This is a genomic window from Aquitalea sp. ASV11 (assembly GCF_016429185.1).
Classification (GTDB): Bacteria; Pseudomonadota; Gammaproteobacteria; order Burkholderiales; family Chromobacteriaceae; genus Aquitalea; species Aquitalea pelogenes.
The window spans coordinates 1-22,824 of record NZ_JAELUD010000038.1; the positions used below are offsets into that span (position 1 = coordinate 1).

Annotated in this window: 24 protein-coding genes and 1 tRNA gene; 21 read left to right on the forward strand and 4 right to left on the reverse strand. The window is 57.1% G+C overall.

Going from position 1 to position 22,824, the window contains the following annotated elements; all coding sequences use genetic code 11:
• The 18 genes from JHD62_RS12910 to JHD62_RS12995 form a co-directional block, all read left to right on the forward strand.
• Positions 1-334, forward strand: a 334-nt coding sequence (locus tag JHD62_RS12910; RefSeq protein ID WP_199103250.1) for a triose-phosphate isomerase family protein, incomplete at its 5' end; no start/stop codon positions are given.
• 1 nt (position 335) lies between these two features.
• Complete coding sequence (gene secG / locus JHD62_RS12915) at positions 336-686, forward strand: preprotein translocase subunit SecG (RefSeq protein WP_045847653.1); 351 nt, start codon at positions 336-338, stop codon at positions 684-686.
• 17 nt (positions 687-703) lie between these two features.
• Positions 704-789: transfer RNA gene (locus JHD62_RS12920), tRNA-Leu, on the forward strand.
• A 91-nt stretch (positions 790-880) separates the two neighbouring features.
• The gene (locus tag JHD62_RS12925) at positions 881-1,237 is read left to right on the forward strand and encodes an NADH-quinone oxidoreductase subunit A (protein ID WP_045847652.1); all 357 of its coding nucleotides are present in this window, start codon (positions 881-883) and stop codon (positions 1,235-1,237) included.
• Positions 1,228-1,704, forward strand: coding sequence for an NADH-quinone oxidoreductase subunit B family protein (locus JHD62_RS12930; protein ID WP_045847651.1), 477 nt, complete (start codon positions 1,228-1,230; stop codon positions 1,702-1,704). The genes JHD62_RS12925 and JHD62_RS12930 overlap by 10 nt, the downstream gene beginning before the upstream one ends.
• A gap of 11 nt (positions 1,705-1,715) precedes the next feature.
• Positions 1,716-2,312, forward strand: coding sequence for an NADH-quinone oxidoreductase subunit C (locus tag JHD62_RS12935; RefSeq protein WP_062786415.1), 597 nt, complete (start codon positions 1,716-1,718; stop codon positions 2,310-2,312).
• Complete coding sequence (locus tag JHD62_RS12940; RefSeq protein WP_045847649.1) at positions 2,305-3,558, forward strand: NADH-quinone oxidoreductase subunit D; 1,254 nt, start codon at positions 2,305-2,307, stop codon at positions 3,556-3,558. The genes JHD62_RS12935 and JHD62_RS12940 overlap by 8 nt, the downstream gene beginning before the upstream one ends.
• A complete protein-coding gene (gene nuoE / locus JHD62_RS12945; protein WP_045847648.1) occupies positions 3,558-4,058 on the forward strand; it encodes an NADH-quinone oxidoreductase subunit NuoE in 501 nt (166 codons plus the stop codon). The genes JHD62_RS12940 and nuoE overlap by 1 nt, the downstream gene beginning before the upstream one ends.
• Positions 4,058-5,353, forward strand: a complete 1,296-nt coding sequence (nuoF, locus tag JHD62_RS12950) for an NADH-quinone oxidoreductase subunit NuoF (RefSeq protein WP_045847647.1) — start codon at positions 4,058-4,060, stop codon at positions 5,351-5,353. Before nuoE ends, nuoF begins: the two co-directional genes overlap by 1 nt.
• 3 nt (positions 5,354-5,356) lie before the next feature.
• Positions 5,357-7,711, forward strand: coding sequence for an NADH-quinone oxidoreductase subunit NuoG (gene nuoG, locus JHD62_RS12955; protein ID WP_199103251.1), 2,355 nt, complete (start codon positions 5,357-5,359; stop codon positions 7,709-7,711).
• A gap of 3 nt (positions 7,712-7,714) precedes the next feature.
• Positions 7,715-8,761: an NADH-quinone oxidoreductase subunit NuoH gene (gene nuoH / locus JHD62_RS12960; protein ID WP_199103252.1), complete on the forward strand. Its 1,047-nt coding sequence runs from the start codon at positions 7,715-7,717 to the stop codon at positions 8,759-8,761.
• Positions 8,762-8,787: 26 nt separating this feature from the next.
• Complete coding sequence (gene nuoI, locus JHD62_RS12965) at positions 8,788-9,267, forward strand: NADH-quinone oxidoreductase subunit NuoI (RefSeq protein WP_197077215.1); 480 nt, start codon at positions 8,788-8,790, stop codon at positions 9,265-9,267.
• 9 nt (positions 9,268-9,276) lie between these two features.
• Positions 9,277-9,921, forward strand: coding sequence for an NADH-quinone oxidoreductase subunit J (locus tag JHD62_RS12970; RefSeq protein WP_045847643.1), 645 nt, complete (start codon positions 9,277-9,279; stop codon positions 9,919-9,921).
• Positions 9,922-9,947: 26 nt separating this feature from the next.
• Positions 9,948-10,253, forward strand: coding sequence for an NADH-quinone oxidoreductase subunit NuoK (nuoK, locus tag JHD62_RS12975; RefSeq protein ID WP_045847642.1), 306 nt, complete (start codon positions 9,948-9,950; stop codon positions 10,251-10,253).
• A gap of 35 nt (positions 10,254-10,288) precedes the next feature.
• Positions 10,289-12,319 (forward strand): NADH-quinone oxidoreductase subunit L, encoded by a 2,031-nt coding sequence (gene nuoL / locus JHD62_RS12980; protein WP_045847641.1) that lies wholly within the window; start codon positions 10,289-10,291, stop codon positions 12,317-12,319.
• Positions 12,320-12,362: 43 nt separating this feature from the next.
• The gene (locus tag JHD62_RS12985; RefSeq protein ID WP_045847640.1) at positions 12,363-13,859 is read left to right on the forward strand and encodes an NADH-quinone oxidoreductase subunit M; all 1,497 of its coding nucleotides are present in this window, start codon (positions 12,363-12,365) and stop codon (positions 13,857-13,859) included.
• A 23-nt stretch (positions 13,860-13,882) separates the two neighbouring features.
• Entirely contained in the window at positions 13,883-15,337 is a 1,455-nt protein-coding gene (gene nuoN / locus JHD62_RS12990; protein ID WP_045847639.1) for an NADH-quinone oxidoreductase subunit NuoN, read from the forward strand.
• Positions 15,338-15,352: 15 nt separating this feature from the next.
• On the forward strand, positions 15,353-15,649 hold the full coding sequence (locus tag JHD62_RS12995) for a DUF2818 family protein (RefSeq protein ID WP_045847638.1): 297 nt from the start codon (positions 15,353-15,355) through the stop codon (positions 15,647-15,649).
• Positions 15,650-15,920: 271 nt separating this feature from the next.
• Here the strand turns inward: JHD62_RS12995 and JHD62_RS13000 are convergent, their stop codons facing one another.
• Together JHD62_RS13000 and JHD62_RS13005 are read right to left on the reverse strand one after the other, a co-directional pair.
• Complete coding sequence (locus JHD62_RS13000) at positions 15,921-16,787, reverse strand: lipid A biosynthesis lauroyl acyltransferase (protein ID WP_199103253.1); 867 nt, start codon at positions 16,785-16,787, stop codon at positions 15,921-15,923.
• Complete coding sequence (locus JHD62_RS13005) at positions 16,784-17,677, reverse strand: lysophospholipid acyltransferase family protein (protein WP_199103254.1); 894 nt, start codon at positions 17,675-17,677, stop codon at positions 16,784-16,786. Before JHD62_RS13005 ends, JHD62_RS13000 begins: the two co-directional genes overlap by 4 nt.
• Positions 17,678-17,754: 77 nt before the next feature.
• On the opposite strand from JHD62_RS13005, the gene metK reads away from it, so the two are divergent.
• The gene (gene metK / locus JHD62_RS13010) at positions 17,755-18,924 is read left to right on the forward strand and encodes a methionine adenosyltransferase (protein ID WP_062786391.1); all 1,170 of its coding nucleotides are present in this window, start codon (positions 17,755-17,757) and stop codon (positions 18,922-18,924) included.
• Positions 18,925-19,069: 145 nt separating this feature from the next.
• Here metK and JHD62_RS13015 read toward each other — a convergent pair whose 3' ends face one another.
• Together JHD62_RS13015 and glnK are read right to left on the reverse strand one after the other, a co-directional pair.
• Complete coding sequence (locus JHD62_RS13015) at positions 19,070-20,380, reverse strand: ammonium transporter (protein WP_199103255.1); 1,311 nt, start codon at positions 20,378-20,380, stop codon at positions 19,070-19,072.
• A 30-nt stretch (positions 20,381-20,410) separates the two neighbouring features.
• The gene (gene glnK / locus JHD62_RS13020) at positions 20,411-20,749 is read right to left on the reverse strand and encodes a P-II family nitrogen regulator (protein ID WP_045845429.1); all 339 of its coding nucleotides are present in this window, start codon (positions 20,747-20,749) and stop codon (positions 20,411-20,413) included.
• A gap of 271 nt (positions 20,750-21,020) precedes the next feature.
• Here glnK and JHD62_RS13025 point away from each other — a divergent pair, with 271 nt between their 5' ends.
• On the forward strand, positions 21,021-21,308 hold the full coding sequence (locus JHD62_RS13025) for an accessory factor UbiK family protein (RefSeq protein WP_199103256.1): 288 nt from the start codon (positions 21,021-21,023) through the stop codon (positions 21,306-21,308).
• A 5-nt stretch (positions 21,309-21,313) separates the two neighbouring features.
• Positions 21,314-22,813, forward strand: a complete 1,500-nt coding sequence (locus JHD62_RS13030; RefSeq protein ID WP_199103257.1) for a YifB family Mg chelatase-like AAA ATPase — start codon at positions 21,314-21,316, stop codon at positions 22,811-22,813.
• Positions 22,814-22,824: the final 11 nt, after the last annotated feature.

Sequence of the window (22,824 nt, forward strand, 5' to 3'; positions counted from 1 at the left end):
GTACCTGGATGTGATTTTCAGCCAGCTGGCCATCCTGTCCGAGGTGAACGACAGCGAGTACGTCATTGCTTATGAGCCCGTCTGGGCGATCGGCACCGGCAAGGTGGCATCGCTGGAGCAGATTGCCGAGATTCATACCGCAATCAAAACGTGGTGCTTGCAAAATGCCAAGCCCTCGGCTAATATTCGCGTCCTCTACGGCGGCAGTGTAAAGGCAGAGAATGCCGAGTCAATTCTGAAGACAGAAAATGTCGACGGAGCCCTTGTTGGTGGGGCATCTCTGGACGCCGGATCATTCAGGATGATTTGCCAGGCCGCAGGAAAATTGATATAGTATGGAACTTATTAAGACGCTTATTTGGGTTATAAACCTCCTTTCCGCAGTGACGATCATCGTCCTTGTCCTCATGCAGCATGGCAAGGGTGCGGATATGGGTGCAGCTTTCGGTAGCGGCGCTTCCGGTAGTCTGTTTGGTGCGTCTGGTTCTGCGAATTTCTTGAGTAGAACCACTGCAATTGCAGCGGTTGTATTCTTCTCCACGAGTCTCACCCTTGTTTATCTGTCGGGGGGCGGAAAAACAGATCTGGGTGTGATGGGTGGCAAAGTTGAGCAAGTTGCGCCGCAAATCCCGGTCGGGGCAACCACTGGCAAAGCTTCGGGTACTACATCAAAAATTCCGGAGTGACAGTAAAGTTATATAGTGCCGACATGGTGAAATTGGTAGACACGCTATCTTGAGGGGGTAGTGGCCGTAGGCTGTGTGAGTTCGAGTCTCACTGTCGGCACCACCATTCAAAAATAGGCCACCGGGATTCCGGTGGCCTATTTTATTTGGAGCCAAGGAGGGTAATTCCTCCTTTTTTTGGGGGTGTACGGGAAATGCTGCAAAATTATTTTCCCATTCTGTTGTTTGTCATCGTCGGTTTGTTGGTCGGCGTAGGTCCTATTGTCCTTGGCAAGGTCCTCGCACCCAATCGTCCCGACCCTGAGAAACTCTCTCCTTATGAGTGTGGATTCGAAGCCTTCGAAGACGCACGCATGAAGTTTGACGTTCGCTACTACCTCATCGCCATTCTGTTCATCCTGTTCGATCTGGAAATTGCATTTCTGTTTCCCTGGGCTGTGGTCCTGAAAGAACTTGGTGCCTATGGCTTTGGTGTAATGGTGGAGTTCCTGGCGGTGTTGACGCTGGGCTTCGTCTACATGTGGAAAAAGGGAGCGCTGGAATGGGAGTAGAAGGTATTCTGGAAAAAGGCTTCGTGACCACGACAGCCGACAAGCTCATCAACTACACCCGGACCGGTTCGCTGTGGCCCATGACCTTTGGCTTGGCATGCTGTGCGGTGGAGATGATGCATGCCGGTGCCGCACGTTATGACCTGGACCGTTTCGGCATCGTTTTCCGCCCCAGTCCCCGTCAGTCTGACCTGATGATCGTGGCTGGTACGTTGTGCAACAAGATGGCACCGGCGCTGCGCAAGGTGTATGACCAGATGGCAGAGCCCCGCTGGGTCATCTCCATGGGTTCCTGTGCCAACGGTGGTGGTTACTACCACTATTCCTATTCTGTCGTCCGTGGCTGTGACCGCATTGTGCCGGTCGATGTCTATGTGCCGGGCTGTCCGCCGACTGCCGAAGCACTGCTGTATGGCATCATCCAGCTGCAGAACAAGATCAAACGCACCTCTACCATCGCCCGATAAGGTAAGCACTTATGGCCTCCAAGAAAATGGAAGCACTGGGATCGGTCGTCGAGCGTGTGCTGGGCGACAAGCTTGTTTCAAGCACGCTGGCCCTCGATGAACTGACCATCGTCTGCAAGGCGGCGGATCTGACCGACGTGGCCACCACGCTGCGTGATCATGCCGAACTTTCCTTCGAACAACTGATCGACCTGTGCGGTATGGACTACAGTGCCTACCGTGACGAGCCGTGGGATGGCCCGCGCTTTGCCGCCGTCTACCACCTGCTGTCACTCAAGCACAATGTCCGTATTCGTCTGCGTGTGTTTGCCGAAGATGACAGCTTCCCGCTGCTCGCCTCGGTCAACCCCATCTGGAATGCGGCTAACTGGTTCGAGCGTGAAGCGTTCGACCTGTACGGCATCGTGTTTGAAGGTCACCCTGACCTGCGTCGCATCCTGACCGACTATGGCTTTGTCGGCCATCCGTTCCGCAAGGATTTCCCGCTGTCCGGTCACGTTGAAATGCGTTACGACCCGACCCAGCAGCGCGTGATCTACCAGCCGGTCACCATCGAACCGCGCGAAATCACTCCGCGCATCATTCGTGAGGAGAACTACGGTGGCTGAGATCCGTAACTACACGCTGAACTTTGGTCCTCAGCACCCGGCAGCCCACGGCGTATTGCGTCTGGTGCTGGAGCTGGATGGCGAAGTGATCCAGCGTGCCGACCCGCACATTGGCCTGTTGCACCGCGGTACCGAGAAGCTGGCTGAAAGCAAGACTTTCATCCAGTCCTTGCCGTATATGGACCGTCTCGACTACGTATCCATGATGTGCAACGAGCACGCCTACTGCCTGGCCATCGAAAAGCTGTTGCAAATCGAAGTGCCGCTGCGTGCGCAATACATCCGTGTGATGTTTGCTGAAATCACCCGCATCCTGAACCACCTGCTGTGGATTGGCGCTCACGCCATCGACATCGGCGCCATGACCATGTTCCTGTACGCTTTCCGTGAGCGTGAGGATCTGATGGACTGCTATGAAGCCGTGTCCGGTGCCCGTATGCATGCTGCCTACTTCCGCCCGGGTGGTGTATACCGTGATCTGCCGGACTCCATGCCGCAGTACACCGTATCCAAGATCAAGAACGCCAAGGAACTTGCGCGCCTGAACGAAGGCCGCAAGGGCTCCATGCTGGACTTCATCGACGATTTCACCAAGCGTTTCCCGACTTACGTTGACGAATACGAAACCCTGCTGACCGATAACCGTATCTGGAAGCAGCGTACCGTGGACATTGGCGTGGTCAGTCCGGAACGTGCCAAGAACCTGGGCTTCTCCGGCCCGATGCTGCGTGGTTCCGGCATCGAGTGGGACCTTCGAAAGAAGCAGCCCTACGACGTATACGACCGTCTGGACTTCGATATCCCGGTGGGCAAGAAGGGTGACAGCTACGACCGTTATCTGGTGCGCGTGGAAGAAATGCGCCAGTCCAACCGCATCATCCAGCAATGTGTGGCATGGCTGCGTGACAATCCCGGCCCGGTCATCACCGACAACCATAAAGTGGCTCCGCCTTCCCGCGAAGGCATGAAGTCGAATATGGAAGACCTGATTCACCACTTCAAGCTGTTTACCGAAGGCATGCATGTGCCGGAAGGTGAAGCCTACGCCGCTGTAGAACATCCGAAGGGTGAGTTTGGTATCTATCTGGTATCCGACGGTGCCAACAAACCGTACCGACTAAAAATCCGTGCCCCGGGTTTTGCCCATCTGGCAGCCCTGAATGAAATGGCAACGGGTCACATGATTGCCGACGTGGTGGCCATCATCGGTACCCAGGATATCGTGTTTGGGGAGATTGACCGCTAATGCTATCCGCACAATCACTCGCCGCCATCGACCGCGAAGTCGCCAAGTATCCGGCTGACCAGGCCCGTTCGGCGGTAATGGGCGCGCTGCGCATTGCCCTGGTGGAGCGTCGGGAAACCGGCAAGACACCGGAAGAGCGCTGCCTGAATACCGAGGTGATCGAATTCGTTGCCAACTACCTGAATATCGCTCCGGTAGCTGCCTATGAAGTCGCCACCTTCTACAACATGTACGACATGAAGCCGGTGGGCAAGTACAAGATTACCGTTTGTACCAACCTGCCCTGTGCCCTGTCCGGTGGCGTAAATGCTGCCGAGTACATCTCCAAGAAGCTTGGCATCGCCATTGGCGAAACCAGCGCTGACGGCAAGTACACCTTGCTGGAAGGGGAGTGCATGGGTGCCTGCGGCGATGCGCCGGTCTTGCTGGTGAACAACCACAAGATGTGCAGCTTCATGACGCCCGAAGCAATCGACAAGAAACTGGCGGAGCTGAACTGATGGCAATCTTCGTCAATGGTGTGATTTTCGACGGCGTGGACACCTCTGCGCAGGACTGCTGGAAGCTGGAGGCCTACGTGGCCCGTGGCGGCTACCAGGCCCTGCGTCGCATCATCGAATCCAAGATGCCGCAAGAGGACGTGATCGCCGAAGTGAAAAATTCCGGTCTGCGCGGCCGTGGCGGTGCGGGCTTCCCCACCGGCCTGAAGTGGAGCTTCATGCCGCGCTCTTTCCCGGGCGACAAATACGTGGTGTGCAACACCGACGAGGGCGAGCCGGGTACTTTCAAGGACCGAGACATCCTGCGTTTCAATCCGCATGCGCTGATCGAAGGCATGATCATCGCCGGCTACGCCATGGGTACCAAGGCTGGCTACAACTACATCCACGGTGAAATCTTCGAAGAGTACGAACTGTTCGAAGCCGCACTGGATGAAGCGCGTCAGGCTGGTTTCCTGGGCAAGAACATCCTCGGCAGCGACTTCAGCTTCGATCTGTTCGCCCACCATGGTTATGGCGCCTACATCTGCGGTGAAGAAACCGCGCTGCTCGAATCGCTGGAAGGCAAAAAAGGCCAGCCGCGCTTCAAGCCGCCGTTCCCGGCCAGCTTCGGTCTGTACGGCAAGCCGACCACCATCAACAACACCGAGTCCTTCGCTTCCGTGCCTTTCATCATCCGTGATGGTGCACAGAAGTTCCTGGAAGCGGGCAAGCCGAACAATGGCGGTACCAAGCTGTTCTCGGTATCCGGTCACGTGAATCGTCCGGGTAACTACGAGATTCCGCTGGGCACCCCGTTCTCGGTACTGCTGGAAATGGCAGGCGGCATGCGTGATGGCAAGAAGCTGAAGGCAGTGATTCCGGGTGGTTCGTCCGCTCCGGTATTGCCCGGCGACGTCATGATGCAATGCACGATGGACTACGACAGCATCTCCAAGGCCGGCTCCATGCTGGGTTCTGGCGCTGTCATCGTGATGAATGAAGATGTGTGTATGGTGAAGGCGCTGGAGCGTCTGGCCTACTTCTATCACGAAGAGTCCTGCGGCCAGTGTACGCCGTGCCGCGAAGGCACCGGCTGGCTGTACAAGGTGATCCATCGCATCGCCAACGGCGAAGGCCGTCCGGGTGATCTGGAGCTCCTGGATTCGGTAGGCAATAACATGGCCGGCCGTACCATCTGTGCACTGGCAGATGCTGCCGTGTTCCCGGTTCGCAGTTTCACCAAGCACTTCCGCAATGAGTTCGAGTATCTGATCGAACACAAGAAGCCCTTGGTGGACCACAAATGGTGTTGAGCGATGCTTGAAATCGAAATCGACGGTAAAAAACTGACTGTCCCGCAAGGCAGTACCGTGATGGATGCCGCCCATTCCGTGGGTACGCACATCCCTCACTTCTGCTACCACAAGAAACTGTCCATCGCGGCCAACTGCCGCATGTGTCTGGTTGAAGTGGAAAAGGCACCCAAGCCGCTGCCCGCCTGCGCTACGCCGGTGACCGACGGTATGAAGGTGCATACCCATTCCGACCTGGCCAAGAAGGCACAAGCCGGTGTGATGGAATTCCTGCTGATCAACCACCCGCTGGATTGCCCGATCTGCGATCAGGGCGGCGAGTGCCAGCTGCAGGATCTGGCCGTGGGCTATGGCAACTCCACCTCGCGCTATCAGGAAGAAAAGCGCACCGTGGTGGCCAAGGACATGAGCCCGCTGGTATCGGCTGAAGAAATGGCGCGTTGCATTCACTGCACCCGCTGCGTGCGCTTCACCGAAGAAATCGGCGGCTTCCAGGAAATCGGCATGGCCAACCGTAGCGAATTCTCGGAAATCATGCCCTACCTGGGCAAGACCGTTAATTCGGAAATCTCCGGTAACGTCATCGACCTCTGCCCGGTTGGCGCGCTGACATCCAAGCCTTTCCGCTACACCACCCGTGCCTGGGAGCTGTCCCGCCGCAAGTCGGTCAGCCCGCACGATGGTCTGGGTTCCAACCTGATCGTTCAGGTGAAATCCAACGAAGTGATGCGTGTACTGCCGCTGGAAAACGAAGCCATCAACGAATGCTGGATCGCCGACCGCGACCGCTTCTCGTATGAAGGCCTGAATTCGGCCGAGCGTCTGCAAAAGCCGATGATCAAGTTTGACGGCAAGTGGCACGAAACCGACTGGGAAACCGCACTGGCCTACGTGGTCAAGGGTCTGAACGGTGTGTCCGCCGATCACGGCAAGGATGCCATCGGCTTCCTAACCAGTCCGCATTCCACCACCGAAGAACTGTATCTGGCACAAAAGCTGGCTCGCAGCTTTGGTGTGAACAACATCGACTACCGTCTGCGTCGCAGTGACTTCTCGGCTGATGCCGCCCAGCAGGGCGCACAATGGCTGGGTTCCAGCATTGTCGAGCTGACCACCGCCAAGTCCATCCTGGTTGTGGGCAGCACTCAACGCAAGGAACAGCCGCTGCTGGCTTCCCGCCTGCGTCAGGCAGTGAAGAAGGGCAGTGCGCTCAACGTCATCCACGTGACTGACGATGCGCTGCTGACCGCAGTCAATGCCAAGCTGATCGTATCGCCGCTGGCGCTGGTTAACGCGCTGGCCCAGGTGCTGAAGGCTGTGGTTGAGCTCAAGTCTGCTCAAACCGCCGTTGATCTGGCTGCCGTTACTGTCGGTGCCGAGGCGCAAGCCATTGCCGCCAGCCTGACCGGTGCCGAATCGGCTGCCATCGTGCTGGGTAATGTAGCGCAACACCATCCGGCATTTGCGCAACTGCTGAAGCTGGTACAGGAAATCTCCTCTCTGACCGGCGCACGTTTCGGCCTGCTGGCTGAAGCTGCCAACAGCACCGGTGCTGAACTGGTTGGTGCCTTGCCGCACCGCGCAGCCTTTGGTACTGCGGCAATTGCCGGTCTGAATGCTGCTGCAATGATTGCCGCGCCGCGCAAGGCTTACTTCCTGCTCAACACCGAAGTCGAGTCCGACAGCTACAATCCGCAAGCTGCGGTAGCCGCCATGAAACAGGCTGCCACCGTGATTGCGCTGACCGCCTACAAGGGTGCAGGCCTGCTGGATTACGCTGACGTGCTGTTGCCGATCGCGCCGTTCTCCGAGACCGCCGGTTCCTTCGTCAACATGGAAGGCAAGCTGCAGTCCTTCAACGGCGTAGTGCGTCCGCTGGGCGAAACACGTCCGGCCTGGAAGGTACTGCGTGTACTGGGCAATATGCTGGGCCTGACCGGCTTCGAGCAGAACAGTGCTGAAGAAGTCCGTGCCGAATTGCTGGCCAAGGGTTCCATCGAATCCTCCCTCAGCAATGCACTGGGCGATGTGGCCATCAATGCAGCCGTGACCACCGGTCTGGTGCGCATTGGCGAAGTGCCGCTGTACCAGGCTGATGCCATCTGCCGCCGTGCGCCGTCCTTGCAGAAGACTGCTGATGCAGCTGCGCCGGTTGCCTCCGCGCACTCCAGCCTGCTGGCCAGCCTGAATGTGGCTGCCGGTTCCCAGGCCGTGTTGCGTCAGGGCAGTGGCGAGCTGAAGGTGCTGGTTGAAGCCGACGACAGTCTGCCGGCTGATACGGTGCGCCTGGCAACAGCTCACCCGCTGACTGCTGGTCTGGGTGGCATGTTCGATTCCATCGCGCTTTCACAGGGGTAAAACATGGAGTTCTTGCAAAGCATTCTCGGTAATGAAGCGGGGCTCACGGTGTGGACCCTGCTGAAAATCATCGCCATCGTGGCACCGATGATGATTACCGTCGCTTATCTGACCTACGCCGAGCGTAAGGTCATTGGCTACATGCAGATCCGTATCGGCCCTAACCGGGTCGGTCCGCTGGGCCTGCTGCAGCCGCTGGCTGACGGCCTGAAGCTGCTGATGAAGGAAATCATCCTGCCGACGCAGTCCAGCAAGGGCTTGTTCCTGCTGGCTCCGGTGCTGGCCATCGGCCCGGCACTGGCTGCCTGGGCTGTGGTTCCCTTCAGCGATACGCTGGTTCTGGCCAACATCAATGCGTCCTTGCTGTACATCCTGGCGCTGTCGTCGATTGGTGTTTACGGCATCATCGTGGCCGGCTGGGCTGGTAACTCCAAGTACTCCTTCCTTGGTGCCATGCGCTCTGCCGCACAGATCGTTTCTTACGAACTGGCGATGGGCTTCGCACTGGTTGGCGTACTGATGGTGTCCAGCAGCCTGAACCTGGTTGACATCGTCAAGCAGCAGGCACACGGCATGGCAGGTGGTTCGCTGTTCTCCTGGAACTGGCTGCCGCTGTTCCCGCTGTTCATCGTCTACCTGATCTCCGGTGTGGCCGAAACCAACCGTGCTCCGTTTGACGTGGCTGAAGGTGAATCCGAAATCGTGGCCGGTTTCCACGTGGAATACTCCGGCATGGCATTCGCCGTATTCTTCCTCGCCGAATACGCCAACATGATTCTGGTTTCCGCCCTGACTTCCATCCTGTTCCTGGGTGGCTGGCTGTCGCCTTTCCCAGCCAGCTGGGGTCTCTTGGGTGCCGGCGGCTTCTTCTGGCTGGCCATGAAGATGGCGTTTGTGCTGTTCTGCTTCCTGTGGTTCCGCGCGACATTCCCGCGTTATCGCTATGACCAGATCATGCGTCTGGGCTGGAAGGTGTTCATTCCGGTTACCCTGGTGTGGATCCTGGTCCTGGGTATCTGGATGATGACCCCGCTGTCGCTGTGGAACTGAGGGGATAGGTAAAGAACATGGATACGATTCGCAACTTTTTCAAAACCTTCCTGCTGGTGGAACTGGTCAAGGGCCTGATGCTGACCGGGCGTTATTTCTTTGCCCGCAAGATCACCGTCCAGTTTCCGGAAGAGAAGACGCCGATCTCCCCGCGCTTCCGCGGCCTGCATGCGCAGCGTCGTTACGCCAACGGTGAAGAGCGTTGCATTGCCTGTAAATTGTGCGAGGCGGTGTGCCCGGCAATGGCAATCTCGATCGAGTCGGAACAGCGTGAAGACGGCACCCGCCGTACCTCGCGTTATGACATCGATTTGACCAAGTGCATTTTCTGCGGTTTCTGCGAAGAAGCATGCCCGGTCGACGCCATCGTCGAAACGCACATCTTCGAATACCACGGTGAAAAACGTGGCGACCTCTACTACACCAAGCCGATGCTGTTGGCGGTAGGTGACAAGTACGAGGCCGAAATCGCTGCCAACAAGGCAGCCGATGCCAAGTACCGTTAAGGGGGCCTCATGAGCATGACTACGGTTATTTTCTACATCCTGTCCGCCATTCTGCTGTTTGCGGCGGTTCGGGTGGTCACTGCCAAGAACCCGGTACACGCCGTGCTGTATCTGGTACTGGCCTTCTTCACCAGCTCCGGACACTGGCTGCTGCTGCAGTCCGAGTTCCTGGCCATTACCCTGGTACTGGTTTATGTGGGCGCGGTGATGGTGCTGTTCCTGTTTGTAGTGATGATGCTGGACATCAATATCGAGCAATTGCGTGAGGGTTTCTGGCGCAATTTCCCGGTGGCGGCAACTGTCGGCCTCATCATGGCTTTCGAAATGGTACTGATCCTGACCAATCCGCACACCGGTCTGGCTGATTACAAAGCCGGTGCCGCGCTGGCAGCCGATGCCAGCAATGTGAAGGTGCTGGGTCGTCAGCTGTACACCACCTACCTGCTGCCGTTTGAGCTGGCTGCGGTTGTGCTGCTGGTGGCCATGGTGGCTGCCATTGGTCTGACCCAGCGTAGCCGCAAGGATACCAAGGTGGTGGATGCCGGCGATCAGGTCAAGGTTCGCAGTCAGGACCGTGTACGCATCGTGAAGATGCAAGCCGAGAAAAACGTGGAAGCGGCCGATACTGCCGAGTCCGGTGAGCAACAGGCCTGACGGCCGAACAACATAAGGGAGGAAATGTGCTGACACTAACTCACTTCCTGGTGCTGGCCGCAATCCTGTTTGCCATCAGCGTGCTGGGGATTTTCCTGAACCGGAAGAACCTGATCGTGCTGTTGATGGCCATCGAACTGATGCTGCTGGCAGTGAATTTCAACTTCATTGCCTTCTCGCATTACCTGTCCGATACAGCAGGCCAGATTTTCGTGTTCTTCATCCTGACGGTAGCAGCGGCAGAATCGGCCATTGGCCTGGCCATTCTGGTGGTGCTGTTCCGCAATATGCGGACCATCAACGTTGAAGACCTGGGCAGCCTCAAGGGCTAAGGCAAACCGGTTACCAAACTACAAAGCACACAAGCATGGATATGAAAAGCTTATACCTGCTGATAGCGCTCTCACCTCTGGTGGGGTCCATCATCGCAGGCTTGTTTGGATGGGCAATCGGCCGCCGCGCTTCCCACGTCGTGACCATTCTCGGCGTGGCAGTCTCGGCAGCCCTGTCCTTCAAGGTACTTTATGCCTTCCTCACGGGGCAGGCTGAAGTTTTCAACGCGCCGGTCTACACCTGGCTGACGGTGGGGGGCTATGAGTTCTCCGTCGGCTTCCTGGTGGACTCGCTGACAGCAATGATGCTGGTCGTGGTGACCTTCGTGTCGCTGATGGTGCATATCTACACCATCGGTTACATGCAGGAAGACCCGGGCTATCAGCGCTTCTTCAGCTACATCTCGCTGTTTACCTTCTCGATGCTGATGCTGGTGATGAGCAACAACTTCATCCAGCTGTTCTTCGGTTGGGAAGCAGTCGGCCTGGTGTCCTACCTCCTGATCGGCTTCTGGTTCAAGCGTCCGACTGCCATTTATGCCAACCTCAAGGCATTCCTGGTTAACCGCGTGGGTGACTTCGGTTTCCTGCTGGGTATCGGTCTGGTACTGGCTTACTTCGGTGGCTCGCTGAATTACAGCGATGTATTCGCTGCTGCTCCGGCACTGGCACACAAGACCATCCAGATCATTCCGGGTTGTGAGTGGTCGCTGCTGACCGTCACCTGCATCCTGCTGTTCATCGGCGCGATGGGTAAATCGGCACAGTTCCCGCTGCACGTGTGGCTGCCGGATTCGATGGAAGGCCCGACCCCGATCTCCGCGCTGATTCACGCGGCGACCATGGTGACTGCCGGTATCTTTATGGTATCGCGCATGAGCCCGCTGTTTGAAATGTCGGATACCGCGCTGAACGTGGTGCTGGTGGCTGGTTCCATCACCGCCCTGTTCATGGGCTTCCTTGGCATCGTGCAGAACGACATCAAGCGTGTGGTGGCTTACTCCACGCTGTCGCAGCTGGGTTACATGACCGTTGCGCTGGGCGTTTCCGCCTACCCGGTGGCCATGTTCCACGTGATGACCCACGCATTCTTCAAGGCTTTGCTGTTCCTTGGCGCCGGTTCCGTCATCATGGGCATGCACCATGACCAGGACATGCGCAATATGGGTGGTCTGCGCAAGTACATGCCGATTACCTGGCTGACTTCGCTGCTGGGTTCGCTGGCGCTGATCGGTACTCCGTTCTTCTCCGGCTTCTACTCCAAGGACTCCATCATCGAAGCGGTACAGCTGTCGCATCTGCCGGCAGCCGGTTTTGCCTACTTCGCGGTGATTGCCGGTGTATTCGTGACTGCCTTCTACTCCTTCCGCATGTACTTCCTGGTCTTCCATGGCAAGGAACGCTGGATGGAGAAAAAGGACGACCATCATCATGGTCATGACGATCACGACCACCATCATGGCCTGGGTCCGAACGACAAGCCGCATGAGTCGCCGTGGGTAGTGACCCTGCCGCTGGTATTGCTGGCCATTCCGTCGGTGCTGGTGGGCTTCTTTGCCATCGAACCGCTGTTGTACGGTTCCTTCTTCAAGGGCGTGATCACCATCAACAGTGAAGCACACCCGGCACTGGAAGAACTGGCACACGAATTCCACGGCTCTGTTGCCATGGGTGTTCACGCATTCACTTCGCTGCCCTTCCTGCTGGCCCTGGCCGGTGTGGTGACTGCCTGGTTCTTCTACATGAAGGCGCCGCAGATTCCGGCTGCCATCAAGCAGAAGTTCAGCTTCGTGAACCAGATTCTGGAAAACAAGTACTACCTGGACGAACTGTATTTCGCAGTGTTTGCCAAGGGCTCCCGTGCTCTGGGTACCTTCTTCTGGAAGGTGGGCGACATGCTGCTGATCGACGGCCTGGTGGTGAATGGTGCAGCCAAGCTGGTGGGAACCTTCTCCAGAGTGGTACGCAAGCTGCAGACCGGCTTCATCTACAGTTATGCCACGACCATGATCATTGGCGTGCTGGCTCTGATGACGCTGTGGTTCTCGCAGATCATCCTGCGCTAAGGCCCAGACCTCTGGAATTGGAATAACTACTTAGGTTTTGACTATGTTCACAAATCAGTTAAGTCTGGTGATCTGGGCCCCGATCGTGGCCGGGTTGCTGGTACTGGCTACGGGAGGAGACCAACGGGCCACCTTGGCTCGCTGGGTCGCCGTAGCCGGTGCCCTGATCGGTTTTCTGTTGTCCCTGCCGCTGTTTACCGGCTTTGACAATCTGAACGGCGGCATGCAGTTCGAGGAAGTAAAGCCGTGGATTGCCTCCTTCGGCATCCAGTACCATCTGGGTGTTGACGGCATTTCCATGCTGTTTGTCATCCTTAACAGCTTCACCACCCTGATGGTGGTGCTGGCTGGCTGGGAAGTCATCAAGAAGCGCCAGTCGCAGTACATGGCCGCTTTCCTGATCATGTCCGGCCTGATCAACGGTGCATTTGCCGCGCTGGATGCCATCCTGTTCTATGTCTTCTTTGAGGGCATGCTGATCCCGATGTACCTGATCATCGGTGTCTGGGGTGGTCCGCGTCGTGTGTATGCATCCTTCAAGTTCTTCCTGTACACCCTGCTCGGTTCGCTGCTGATGCTGGTTGCCTTGATCTACCTGTACTTCCAGGCTGGCAAGACTTTCGACATCCAGGCCTTCCAGGCAATTGCCAAGATTCCGCTGCACGTACAGATCCTGCTGTTCATCGCCTTCTTCCTGTCGTTCGCCGTGAAGGTGCCGATGTGGCCGGTGCATACCTGGTTGCCGGATGCCCACGTGGAAGCGCCGACTGGCGGTTCCATGGTGCTGGCAGCCATCACCCTGAAGATTGGTGCTTACGGCTTCCTGCGGTTTGCCCTGCCCATCCTGCCGGATGCAGCACGTGAACTGTCGTGGATCATGGTTGCCCTGTCGCTGGTTGCCGTGGTGTACATCGGTCTGGTGGCGCTGGTGCAAACCGACATGAAGAAACTGGTGGCTTACTCCTCCATTTCCCACATGGGTTTCGTTACTCTGGGCATGTTCATGTTCACCGGTTCGCACCTGAACCAGTGGGCGGTTGAAGGCGCGCTGGTACAAATGGTGTCGCACGGTTTCGTTTCCGCCGGCATGTTCTTCTGTATCGGTGTGATGTATGACCGCGTGCACAGCCGCAACATCGCCGACTACGGTGGTGTGGCCAACAAGATGCCGATCTTTGCTGCCTTCATGATGCTGTTTGCCATGGCCAACTCCGGTCTGCCGGCGACTTCCGGTTTTGCCGGTGAGTTCATGGTGATCATGGGTGCGGTACAGGTGAACTTCTGGTACGCCGCGCTGGCCGCAACCACCCTGATCTTCGGTGCTGCTTACACACTGTGGATGTACAAGCGGGTGATCTTTGGCGAGGTGAGCAATCACCACGTTGAAGAAATGGCTGACGTGAACAAACGCGAGTTCCTGGTGCTGGTCGTTCTGGCCATTGCGGTGCTGGGCATGGGTCTGTATCCGCAAGGCTTCGTCGAGAAGATGCACCTGTCGGTAAATGACCTGATTGCGCATGTTGCGCAGACCAAGCTCTAAGCTAAGGCCATAAGGAAAACATAATGAATTGGGCTGATCTGAACCTGATGCCTGCATTGCCCGAACTGTTCATGTCCGGGGCAATTCTGGTCATCCTCATGCTCGATGCCTTTATTTCGGACGCAAAGCGCGGCATGCATTACGGCCTCGCCTTGCTGACGTTGGCAGTCTGTGCCGTGTTGCAGGTGCAAACCTACCCGGTGGTGCCGGTACATACCTTCTCTGGCATGTTTGTCAGCGATGCACTGTCCAGTCTGGTAAAGCTGGCCATGTACGGCAGTACCGCCATCGTGCTGGTATACAGCCGTCAGTACATTGCTGACCGAGGCCTGCTGCGCGGCGAGTTCTTCTCCCTGGCACTGTTTGCTCTGCTGGGCATGAACTTCATGGTATCTGCTTCCAGTTTCGTGTCGTTGTACATGGGTCTGGAACTGCTGTCGCTGTCGCTGTATTCGCTGATTGCGCTGCAGCGCGACTCGGTGAAAGCAACCGAGTCGGCCATGAAGTACTTCGTGCTTGGTGCACTGGCTTCCGGTTTGCTGTTGTACGGTATCTCCATGATTTACGGTGCCACTGGCACGCTGGATCTGGCGCTGGTTGCCAAGGCAATCAAGGCGCATACCGCCAACGACATGCTGCTGGTATTTGGCCTGGTGTTCATCGTGGCTGGTTTGTGCTTCAAGCTGGGTGCCGTTCCCTTCCACATGTGGGTACCGGACGTTTACCAAGGCTCGGCCACAGCCGTTACCCTGATGGTGGGTGCAGCGCCGAAGCTGGCTGCGTTTGTCTTTGTGCTGCGCATCCTGGTACAAGGCCTAGAAGCCATGGTCGCCGACTGGCAGGCCATGCTGGCTCTGGTGGCTGTGCTGTCAATGGCAATCGGTAACATCACTGCCATTGCACAAACCAACATCAAGCGCATGCTGGCTTACTCCACCATCTCCCATATGGGCTTCCTGCTGCTGGGCCTGTTGGCTGGTACCCCGGATGGTTACGCCGCTGCCTTGTTCTACGCTCTGATCTACGTGCTGATGTCCATGGTCAGCTTCGGTATCCTGCTGGGGCTGTCCCGTGCCGGTTTCGAATGCGAAACCCTGGACGACCTGAAGGGCCTGAACAGCCGCAACAGCTGGTATGCCCTGCTGATGCTGCTGACCATGTTCTCCATGGCCGGTGTTCCGCCGCTGGCTGGTTTCTATGCCAAGTTCGCCGTGATCAAGGCCATTGCAGACATCCATCTGTACTGGCTGGCCGTGGTGTCCGTGATGATGTCGCTGATTGGTGCCTTCTACTACCTGCGTGTAGTGAAGAACATCTACTTCGACGAAGCACAGGATACTTCCGCCATCGTGATGCGTGCCGACATGAAGCTGGTGCTGTCGCTGAATGCCATTGCGCTGCTGGTACTGGGCGTAGTGCCGGAACGTGTGATTGTGCTGTGCATGCAAGCGATGAAGCAATCGCTGGCAGCCATCTAAGCGAAAGCCCTGTACATGCAAGCCAGTGTTGCTACCTTGCTGATCGTCGCCTTCCTGGCGGCAAACCTGCCGTTCCTGACCTCGCGTCTGGCTGGTGTGCTGCCGGTTGCCAACAAGCATTTTGGTTGGCGCTTGCTGGAAATGGCCGTGCTGTTTCTGCTGGTCGGCCTGTTTGCCCGTTTTCTCGAGGCCAAGCAGATGCCGGTCCAACAACAGCACTGGCAGTTCTATGTCACGACGGTTGCCTTGTTTGTGGTGTTTGCGTTTCCCGGTTTCGTCTACCAGATGTTCTGGAAGAAGCGCAGTCACTAGGCAGTTCAGCTTGCAAAGAAAACCCGGCCCCGGCCGGGTTTTTTCATGGCCTGTCATTCCCTGATCAGGACAACGGATTGCTTGCAGGTAGCGACTGGGTTTGCAGTCGTCTGGCATGGGAGTGCAGGGTAGCAGGGGAGGGCAGACGCGCCATGTTGGAAGGTTAAAGGTCCTTTAAGGAAGGATTGATCCTTATCTGCGGGCTTTCCAATTGCAACAGACAAGAAAAAACCCGGCACTGTGCCGGGTTTTCTTGTTGCAGGCATGGCATTCAATAAATGCGCTGTTCACCTTCTGGCCGGCTTTTGAAGCGTTTGTGCAGCCAGAAGTACTGGTCGGGTATCTCGCGGATCCGTTCTTCGAGGAAGGCATTCATGCGCCGTGTATCAGCTACTACATCATCGGTCGGGTAGTTTTCCCACGCCGGATAAAATTCCAGCTCGAAGCGATTGCCTACACGGCGCGCGATCAAGGGAACCACATGCGCCTTGGCCAGTTTGCTGATGCGTGACAGGCCGGTAATTGTCGCGGCATCCTTCTCGAAGAATTTCACGAACACCGAGTCGCGCGCTCCGAAGTCCTGATCAGGCAGGTAGAGGAAGGGCGTGTGTTCCTTGCGCATGGCCTTGATGATGGAGCGCAGGCCCTCGTTACGCGGCACGATATAGCAATTGTTGTAGCGCTGACGGCCAGCGTAGATCTGGGCATCCAGCGTGTCGTTCTTCTGCTGCGAGTAAACGCTCACCATCGGCAGTACCTGGTTCAGCGCGAAAACACACATCTCGAAGCCGACAAAGTGCGGGTAAAACAGGATCACATCCTCACCCTTGGCGCGCAGCTCCTCCACGATGTGCAGATTCTTGATGGTGACCAGCTTGCGGATACGCTCGGCAGAGCTCCACCAGGCGACGCCGTATTCCAGCGCCAGGCGGATCATGTAGCCGAAGTTGGACTTGATCAGCCGCTTTCGTTCAGCCTCACTCATATCAGGGAAGCAAATACGCAGGTTGGTGAGGCCCACCTTGCGACGGTCTGCAGCCAGATGATAGGCCACCAAGCCAATTCCATCCGCCAGCAAGCCAATCGCCCACATGGGCAGCAGGCGAATCAGCCATAACAGGGCAAAAACAATCTTCATGGGTTTCCTTGCTCATGGTCCGGCGGAGTAACGCCCGCAGGACATTTGTAACGGTTGTAGCTCCACAGGTACTGGCTGGGGAAGCGGCGGATCATGTCTTCCACGGTCCGGTTGAGCAGCGCACAATCGGCATCCTTGTCACCACTGAATGGCTGGGGCATGGCTTCGATATGCACGACGAAGCCCTCGCCACGTGGCAGTCGCTCGCCAACAAAAAACAGCACTTCCACCCCGCTCACCTGCGCGAGACGTGGCACCAGGCTCATGGTGTAAGCCGGTTTGCCAAAAAACGGTGCCCATACGCCTTCCCCGTTACCTGGAACCTGATCGGGCAGAATGATGGTTGCCTCGCCCGATTTCAAAGCCTTCATCAGAATGCGCACACCGGCACCGGTTGCCGGCGCGGTCTTGCCCTTGCCACGGGCGCGGCCTGCCTGCATCACCGGTTCCAGCCAGGTCAGTTTTGGCGGCCGGTACATGGCAGTCAAGGGAAAGGGCAGACGCGAGCTGATGTAACGGCCGGCAATGTCATAACTGCCAAGGTGCGGGGTGACAAAAACGATACCATGGCCGGCTTGCAAGGCGCGCTCAACATGCTCCCAGCCATGACAGGCTTTTACCAGTGCGGCAATGTTTTCCGGCTCCCGGCACCAGGCTATTGACAATTCCAGTGCACCTTTACCGGTTTCCAGTGCGGATTGTTTGACTAGTCCTTGTAAAACCTGATAATTTTCACAGATTTTACTCGACGCCAGATTACTTCTCATCCGCTCTGCGTAGCGGGGGGATGAAAGGTAAGTAAGCCGCCCCAGAATGGTGCCGAGACATTGCAGCCACGACAGCGGCAAACGCGCCAGCAAGGACAACACGAGTTGGACCAGCTTGGACATGGTTTAGTCAGTGGTGATCGTAAAGCGGCCTATTTTATCATCACACTGTTTTGCTTTATTCGGGAATCAACAAACAAATGAGCGAATATCTGTTTACGTCGGAATCGGTATCGGAAGGCCATCCGGACAAAGTAGCCGACCAAATCTCCGATGCCATCCTCGATGCCATCCTGCGCGAAGACAAATACGCTCGCGTAGCAGCCGAAACCCTGGTCAACACCGGCCTGGTGGTACTGGCTGGTGAAATCACCACCTCGGCCAATGTCGACTACATCAAGATTGCACGCGAGACCATCAAGCGCATCGGTTACGACAACTCCGAGCTGGGTTTCGACTACCACGGCTGCGCCGTGATGGCCTGCTACGACAAGCAATCGCAAGACATCGCCCAGGGCGTGAACGAAGGCGAAGGCCTGGACCTGAACCAGGGCGCTGGCGACCAGGGCCTGATGTTCGGTTATGCCTGCGACGAAACCCCGACGCTGATGCCTTTCCCCATCTATTACGCCCACCGTCTGGTGCAGCGCCAGGCCGAACTGCGCAAGGACGGCCGCCTGCCGTGGCTGCGCCCGGACGCCAAGAGCCAGATCACCTGCGTCTACGATGGTGAAACCGGCCTGCCCAAGCGCATCGACACCGTGGTGCTGTCCACCCAGCATAGCCCCGAAATCGACCACAAGACCCTGACCGAAGCCGTCATCGAAGACATCATCAAGCCGGTACTGCCGCCGGAAATGCTGACTGCCGAAACCAAGTATCTGGTCAACCCGACCGGTCGCTTCGTCATTGGCGGCCCGATGGGCGACTGCGGCCTGACCGGTCGCAAGATCATCGTTGACACCTATGGCGGTGCAGCACCGCACGGTGGTGGTGCCTTCTCCGGCAAGGACCCGTCCAAGGTAGACCGCTCGGCAGCCTATGCCGGCCGCTACGTGGCCAAAAACATCGTGGCCGCCGGCCTTGCCCGTCAGTGCCAGATCCAGGTTTCCTACGCCATCGGCGTGGCCGAGCCGACCTCGATTGCGGTGGATACCTTCGGCACCAACAAGATCCCGAACGAAAAGATCGTGGAGCTGGTGAAGAAGCACTTCGACCTGCGCCCGAAAGGCATCATCCAGATGCTGGACCTGCTGCGCCCGATCTACGGCAAGACCGCGGCTTACGGCCACTTCGGCCGCGAAGAGCCGGAATTCACCTGGGAACGTACCGACAAGGTGGAAGCGCTGCGCGCTGACGCTGGTCTGTAAACCAGACCAGTTAGCTGTTGTTGCAGGATCAAAAAAGCACCGATTCATTCGGTGCTTTTTTCATGTCAGTTTAACTTGGGCAGAAAAAAAGGGCGCCGAAGCGCCCCGAAGTCCCTTACCACAACTTGTTGATGGTGTTGGCTGCTTACTCCACACGCTCGCCGTGCAGAACCACATCCAGACCTTCGCGTTCTTCATCTTCAGCCACACGCAGACCAACAACCACATCAATGATTTTCAGCAGGATGAAGGTGATGATGGCGCAGTACACCACGGTCACACCCACACCGATAGCCTGGGTAGCCAGACTACCTTCGGAACCACCAATGCTCTTCACCGCAAACACACCGGTCAGCAGCGCGCCAACGATACCGCCAACACCGTGTACACCGAAGGCATCCAGCGAGTCATCGTAGCCCAGCATGTGTTTCAGGCCAGTTGCACCCCAGAAACAAACCACGCCAGCCACTGCACCAATAATCAGGGCACCTTTCACATCCACGAAACCAGCTGCAGGGGTGATGGCAACCAGACCAGCTACAGCACCGGAAGCAATGCCCAGTACCGACGGCTTTTTCTTGTGAATCCATTCAGCAAAAGTCCAGGCCAGTGCAGCCAGACCGGTGGCAACCTGGGTGGTCACCATGGCCATGCCGGCACGACCATCAGCAGCACCTGCAGAGCCGGCATTGAAGCCGAACCAGCCTACCCACAGCATGGAAGCGCCAATCAGGGTCAGGATCAGGTTATGCGGCGGCATGGCTTCCTTGCCAAAACCCACACGCTTGCCCATCACCAGGGCACAGATCAGGCCGGCAATACCAGCGTTGATGTGAACTACGGTGCCGCCAGCAAAGTCCAGCACGCCCTGGCCACTCATCCAGCCGCCCGGACCCCATACCCAGTGGGCAACCGGCACATAAACCAGCAAGGACCACAGCGCGGTAAAGATCAGCAGGGCAGAGAATTTCATCCGTTCAGCAAATGCGCCGGTGATCAGTGCCGGGGTAATGATGGCAAAGGTCATCTGGAACATCATGAACACCGATTCCGGGATGGTGCCGGCAGCCGGGTGCACCGCCACTTTCTTGGTGTCGGCAATGTAGTCCATGCCATCCAGGAAGACACGGCTCAGGTCACCCAGATAGGGGTTACCGACGGTAAAGGCCAGGCTGTAGCCAACGACGGCCCACAGTACGGTGACCAGTGCGGTAATGGCAAAGCTTTGCATCAGGGTGGACAGCACGTTCTTTTTGCGGACCATGCCGCCGTAGAACAGGGCCAGGCCCGGAATGGTCATGAACAGCACCAGTGCGGTGGAGGTCAGCATCCAGGCTGTGTCGCCGGAGTTGATGACCTTGAAGTCAGCCATGGCCGGACCTGCCGGTGCATCAGCCAGAACGGGCAGGGCCAGTGACAACAGGCCGGTACCCAAGGCAGCAAGTTTCTTCTTCATGTGATTTCCCCTGTATGGCTATAGCGTGACTTAAACCGCGTCGGTACCGGTTTCCCCGGTCCGGATCCGCACGATTTGTTCAAGATCGAAGACGAAAATCTTGCCATCACCAATCTTGCCGGTACGTGCCGATTTTTCGATGGCCTCGACAACCTGGTCCAGCAGACTGTCATCAATGGCAATTTCCAGTTTGACCTTGGGCAGGAAGTCCACGACATATTCAGCGCCACGATACAGCTCGGTATGACCTTTCTGACGGCCAAATCCTTTGACTTCCGTGACGGTAATGCCTTGCACGCCAATGGCGGATAGCGCTTCACGTACTTCATCAAGCTTGAAGGGCTTGATCACGGCGGTGACCAGTTTCATGTTCACTCCTTTTCGGTGGACCCGGTTAGTTGCTTGCGTTACTGAGGAACACTACTGCATAAACCGTGCCAGCTTATTATCTTGCTGTTACCTAAGTGTTTTCCGCGATTAAATCTGTAATTGCTGAGCATTAATGGCTGTCAGCACCAAGGCGGAGCATCTATTATTGAGTCTCTGCACTCAATTGGTGCGCTGCTCGCTGCGCTGCAGCGCCGAATGGATTTTGCTACACTCGAAGCGGACTATCGATTACCTGCAAAGGAGCACCAAGATGTTGAGTCAGAAGATTTTTGAAGAAATCAGCAGCAAGATCAGCGATACCATCGCAGCCAGTCCGGCCAAGGATATCGAGAAGAACATCAAGGCCATGATGGCATCCACTTTCTCCCGCATGGATCTGGTGACCCGCGAAGAATTCGATGTGCAACAGGAAGTACTGATCCGTACCCGTGAAAAACTGACTGCACTGGAAGCCCGCCTGGCCAAGCTTGAAGCCCAGGTTTTCCCTGAGGAAGCCCAGGCCAGGACCGAAGCCCAGGCTGAGTTGGGTCATTCCTGAGCACGATGGCTCTGGCCGTAGTAGCGAGCCGTGCTCTGGCCGGGCTGCATGCCCCGGAAGTTGCCGTTGAAGTCCATCTGGCCAATGGACTTCCGCAGTTCACCATCGTCGGCTTGCCCGACACCGAAGTGAAGGAAAGCCGGGACCGTGTCCGGGCCGCCATTCTCAATTCCGGCTTTGAATTCCCCGCGCGTCGCATTACGGTCAATCTGGCACCGGCTGATCTGCCCAAGGACTCTGGCCGTTTTGACCTTCCCATTGCTATTGGCATTCTGGTTGCCGCCGGCCAGATACAATGCCCACATCTTGCAGACTATGAATTTGCCGGCGAACTTGCACTGAGTGGCCAGCTGCGTGCAGTGCGCGGCGCCCTGGCCATGGCATGTCAAACACGTCGTGCAGGCCGTGCCTTCATGTTGCCGCGAGACTGTGCTCAGGAAGCTGCGTTGGTGCTGGCAGATCAGGTTTATGCCGTGGATAGCTTGCTGCAAGTTTGTGCACACCTGAATGGCACCCAGCCCTGTTCACCCATCGTCGTCAACCAGAATGACTCGCGGCCCGTTTATCCGGACTTGGCCGATGTCAAAGGCCAGGTTGCAGCACGTTATGCCCTGGAGATTGCCGCTGCAGGTGGACACAGCCTGTTGCTGGTAGGGCCGCCGGGTACGGGGAAGTCCATGCTGGCGTCGCGTTTGCCGGGCATTCTGCCAACGATGAATGAGGAAGAAGCGCTGGAGGCCGCCTCGGTTCAGTCACTTGGCACGCGAGGCTTTTTACTGGAGCAATGGCGCCAAAGACCATTCAGGGCTCCGCACCACACCGCGTCAGCCGTTGCCCTGGTTGGCGGCGGTTCAGACCCGCGGCCCGGTGAAATCAGTCTGGCCCATCATGGCGTGTTGTTTCTGGATGAGTTGCCTGAATTCGATCGCAAGGTATTGGAAGTATTGCGTGAACCTTTGGAGTCCAAAGTAATCCATATTTCGCGTGCCAGCCGCCAAGCCATTTTCCCCGCCGACTTTCAACTGGTTGCCGCCATGAATCCCTGTCCTTGCGGGTATCAGGGGCAGCCTTCCGGTCGCTGCCAGTGCACTCCGGAACAGATTGCCCGCTATGTCGGCAAATTGTCGGGCCCGTTGCTGGACCGGATCGACATGCATGTACAAGTTCCGGCACTAGGTGCGGATGAACTCACCAGTTCGGTGGCCGGAGAGTCAAGCCAGCTGGTGCGTCTTCGGGTTCAGCAGGCACGTGATGTGCAGTTACAGCGCCAGGGATGCAGTAATGCCCGTCTTTCCGGATTGGCGCTGGAGCAATATGCTGCCGCAAACCCGGCTGCACTTGCCTTGCTGGCAGGAGCTTTGGAGAAGTTGGGACTGTCGGCCAGAAGTTATCACCGGATATTACGCATCGGGCGTACGGTGGCGGATCTGCAAGGAAGCGTGAAACTGGAACGGAATCATATGCTGCAAGCCATTCAATTAAGAAGGAGTGGTTTTGGTGTGTGATTCGGTAAATA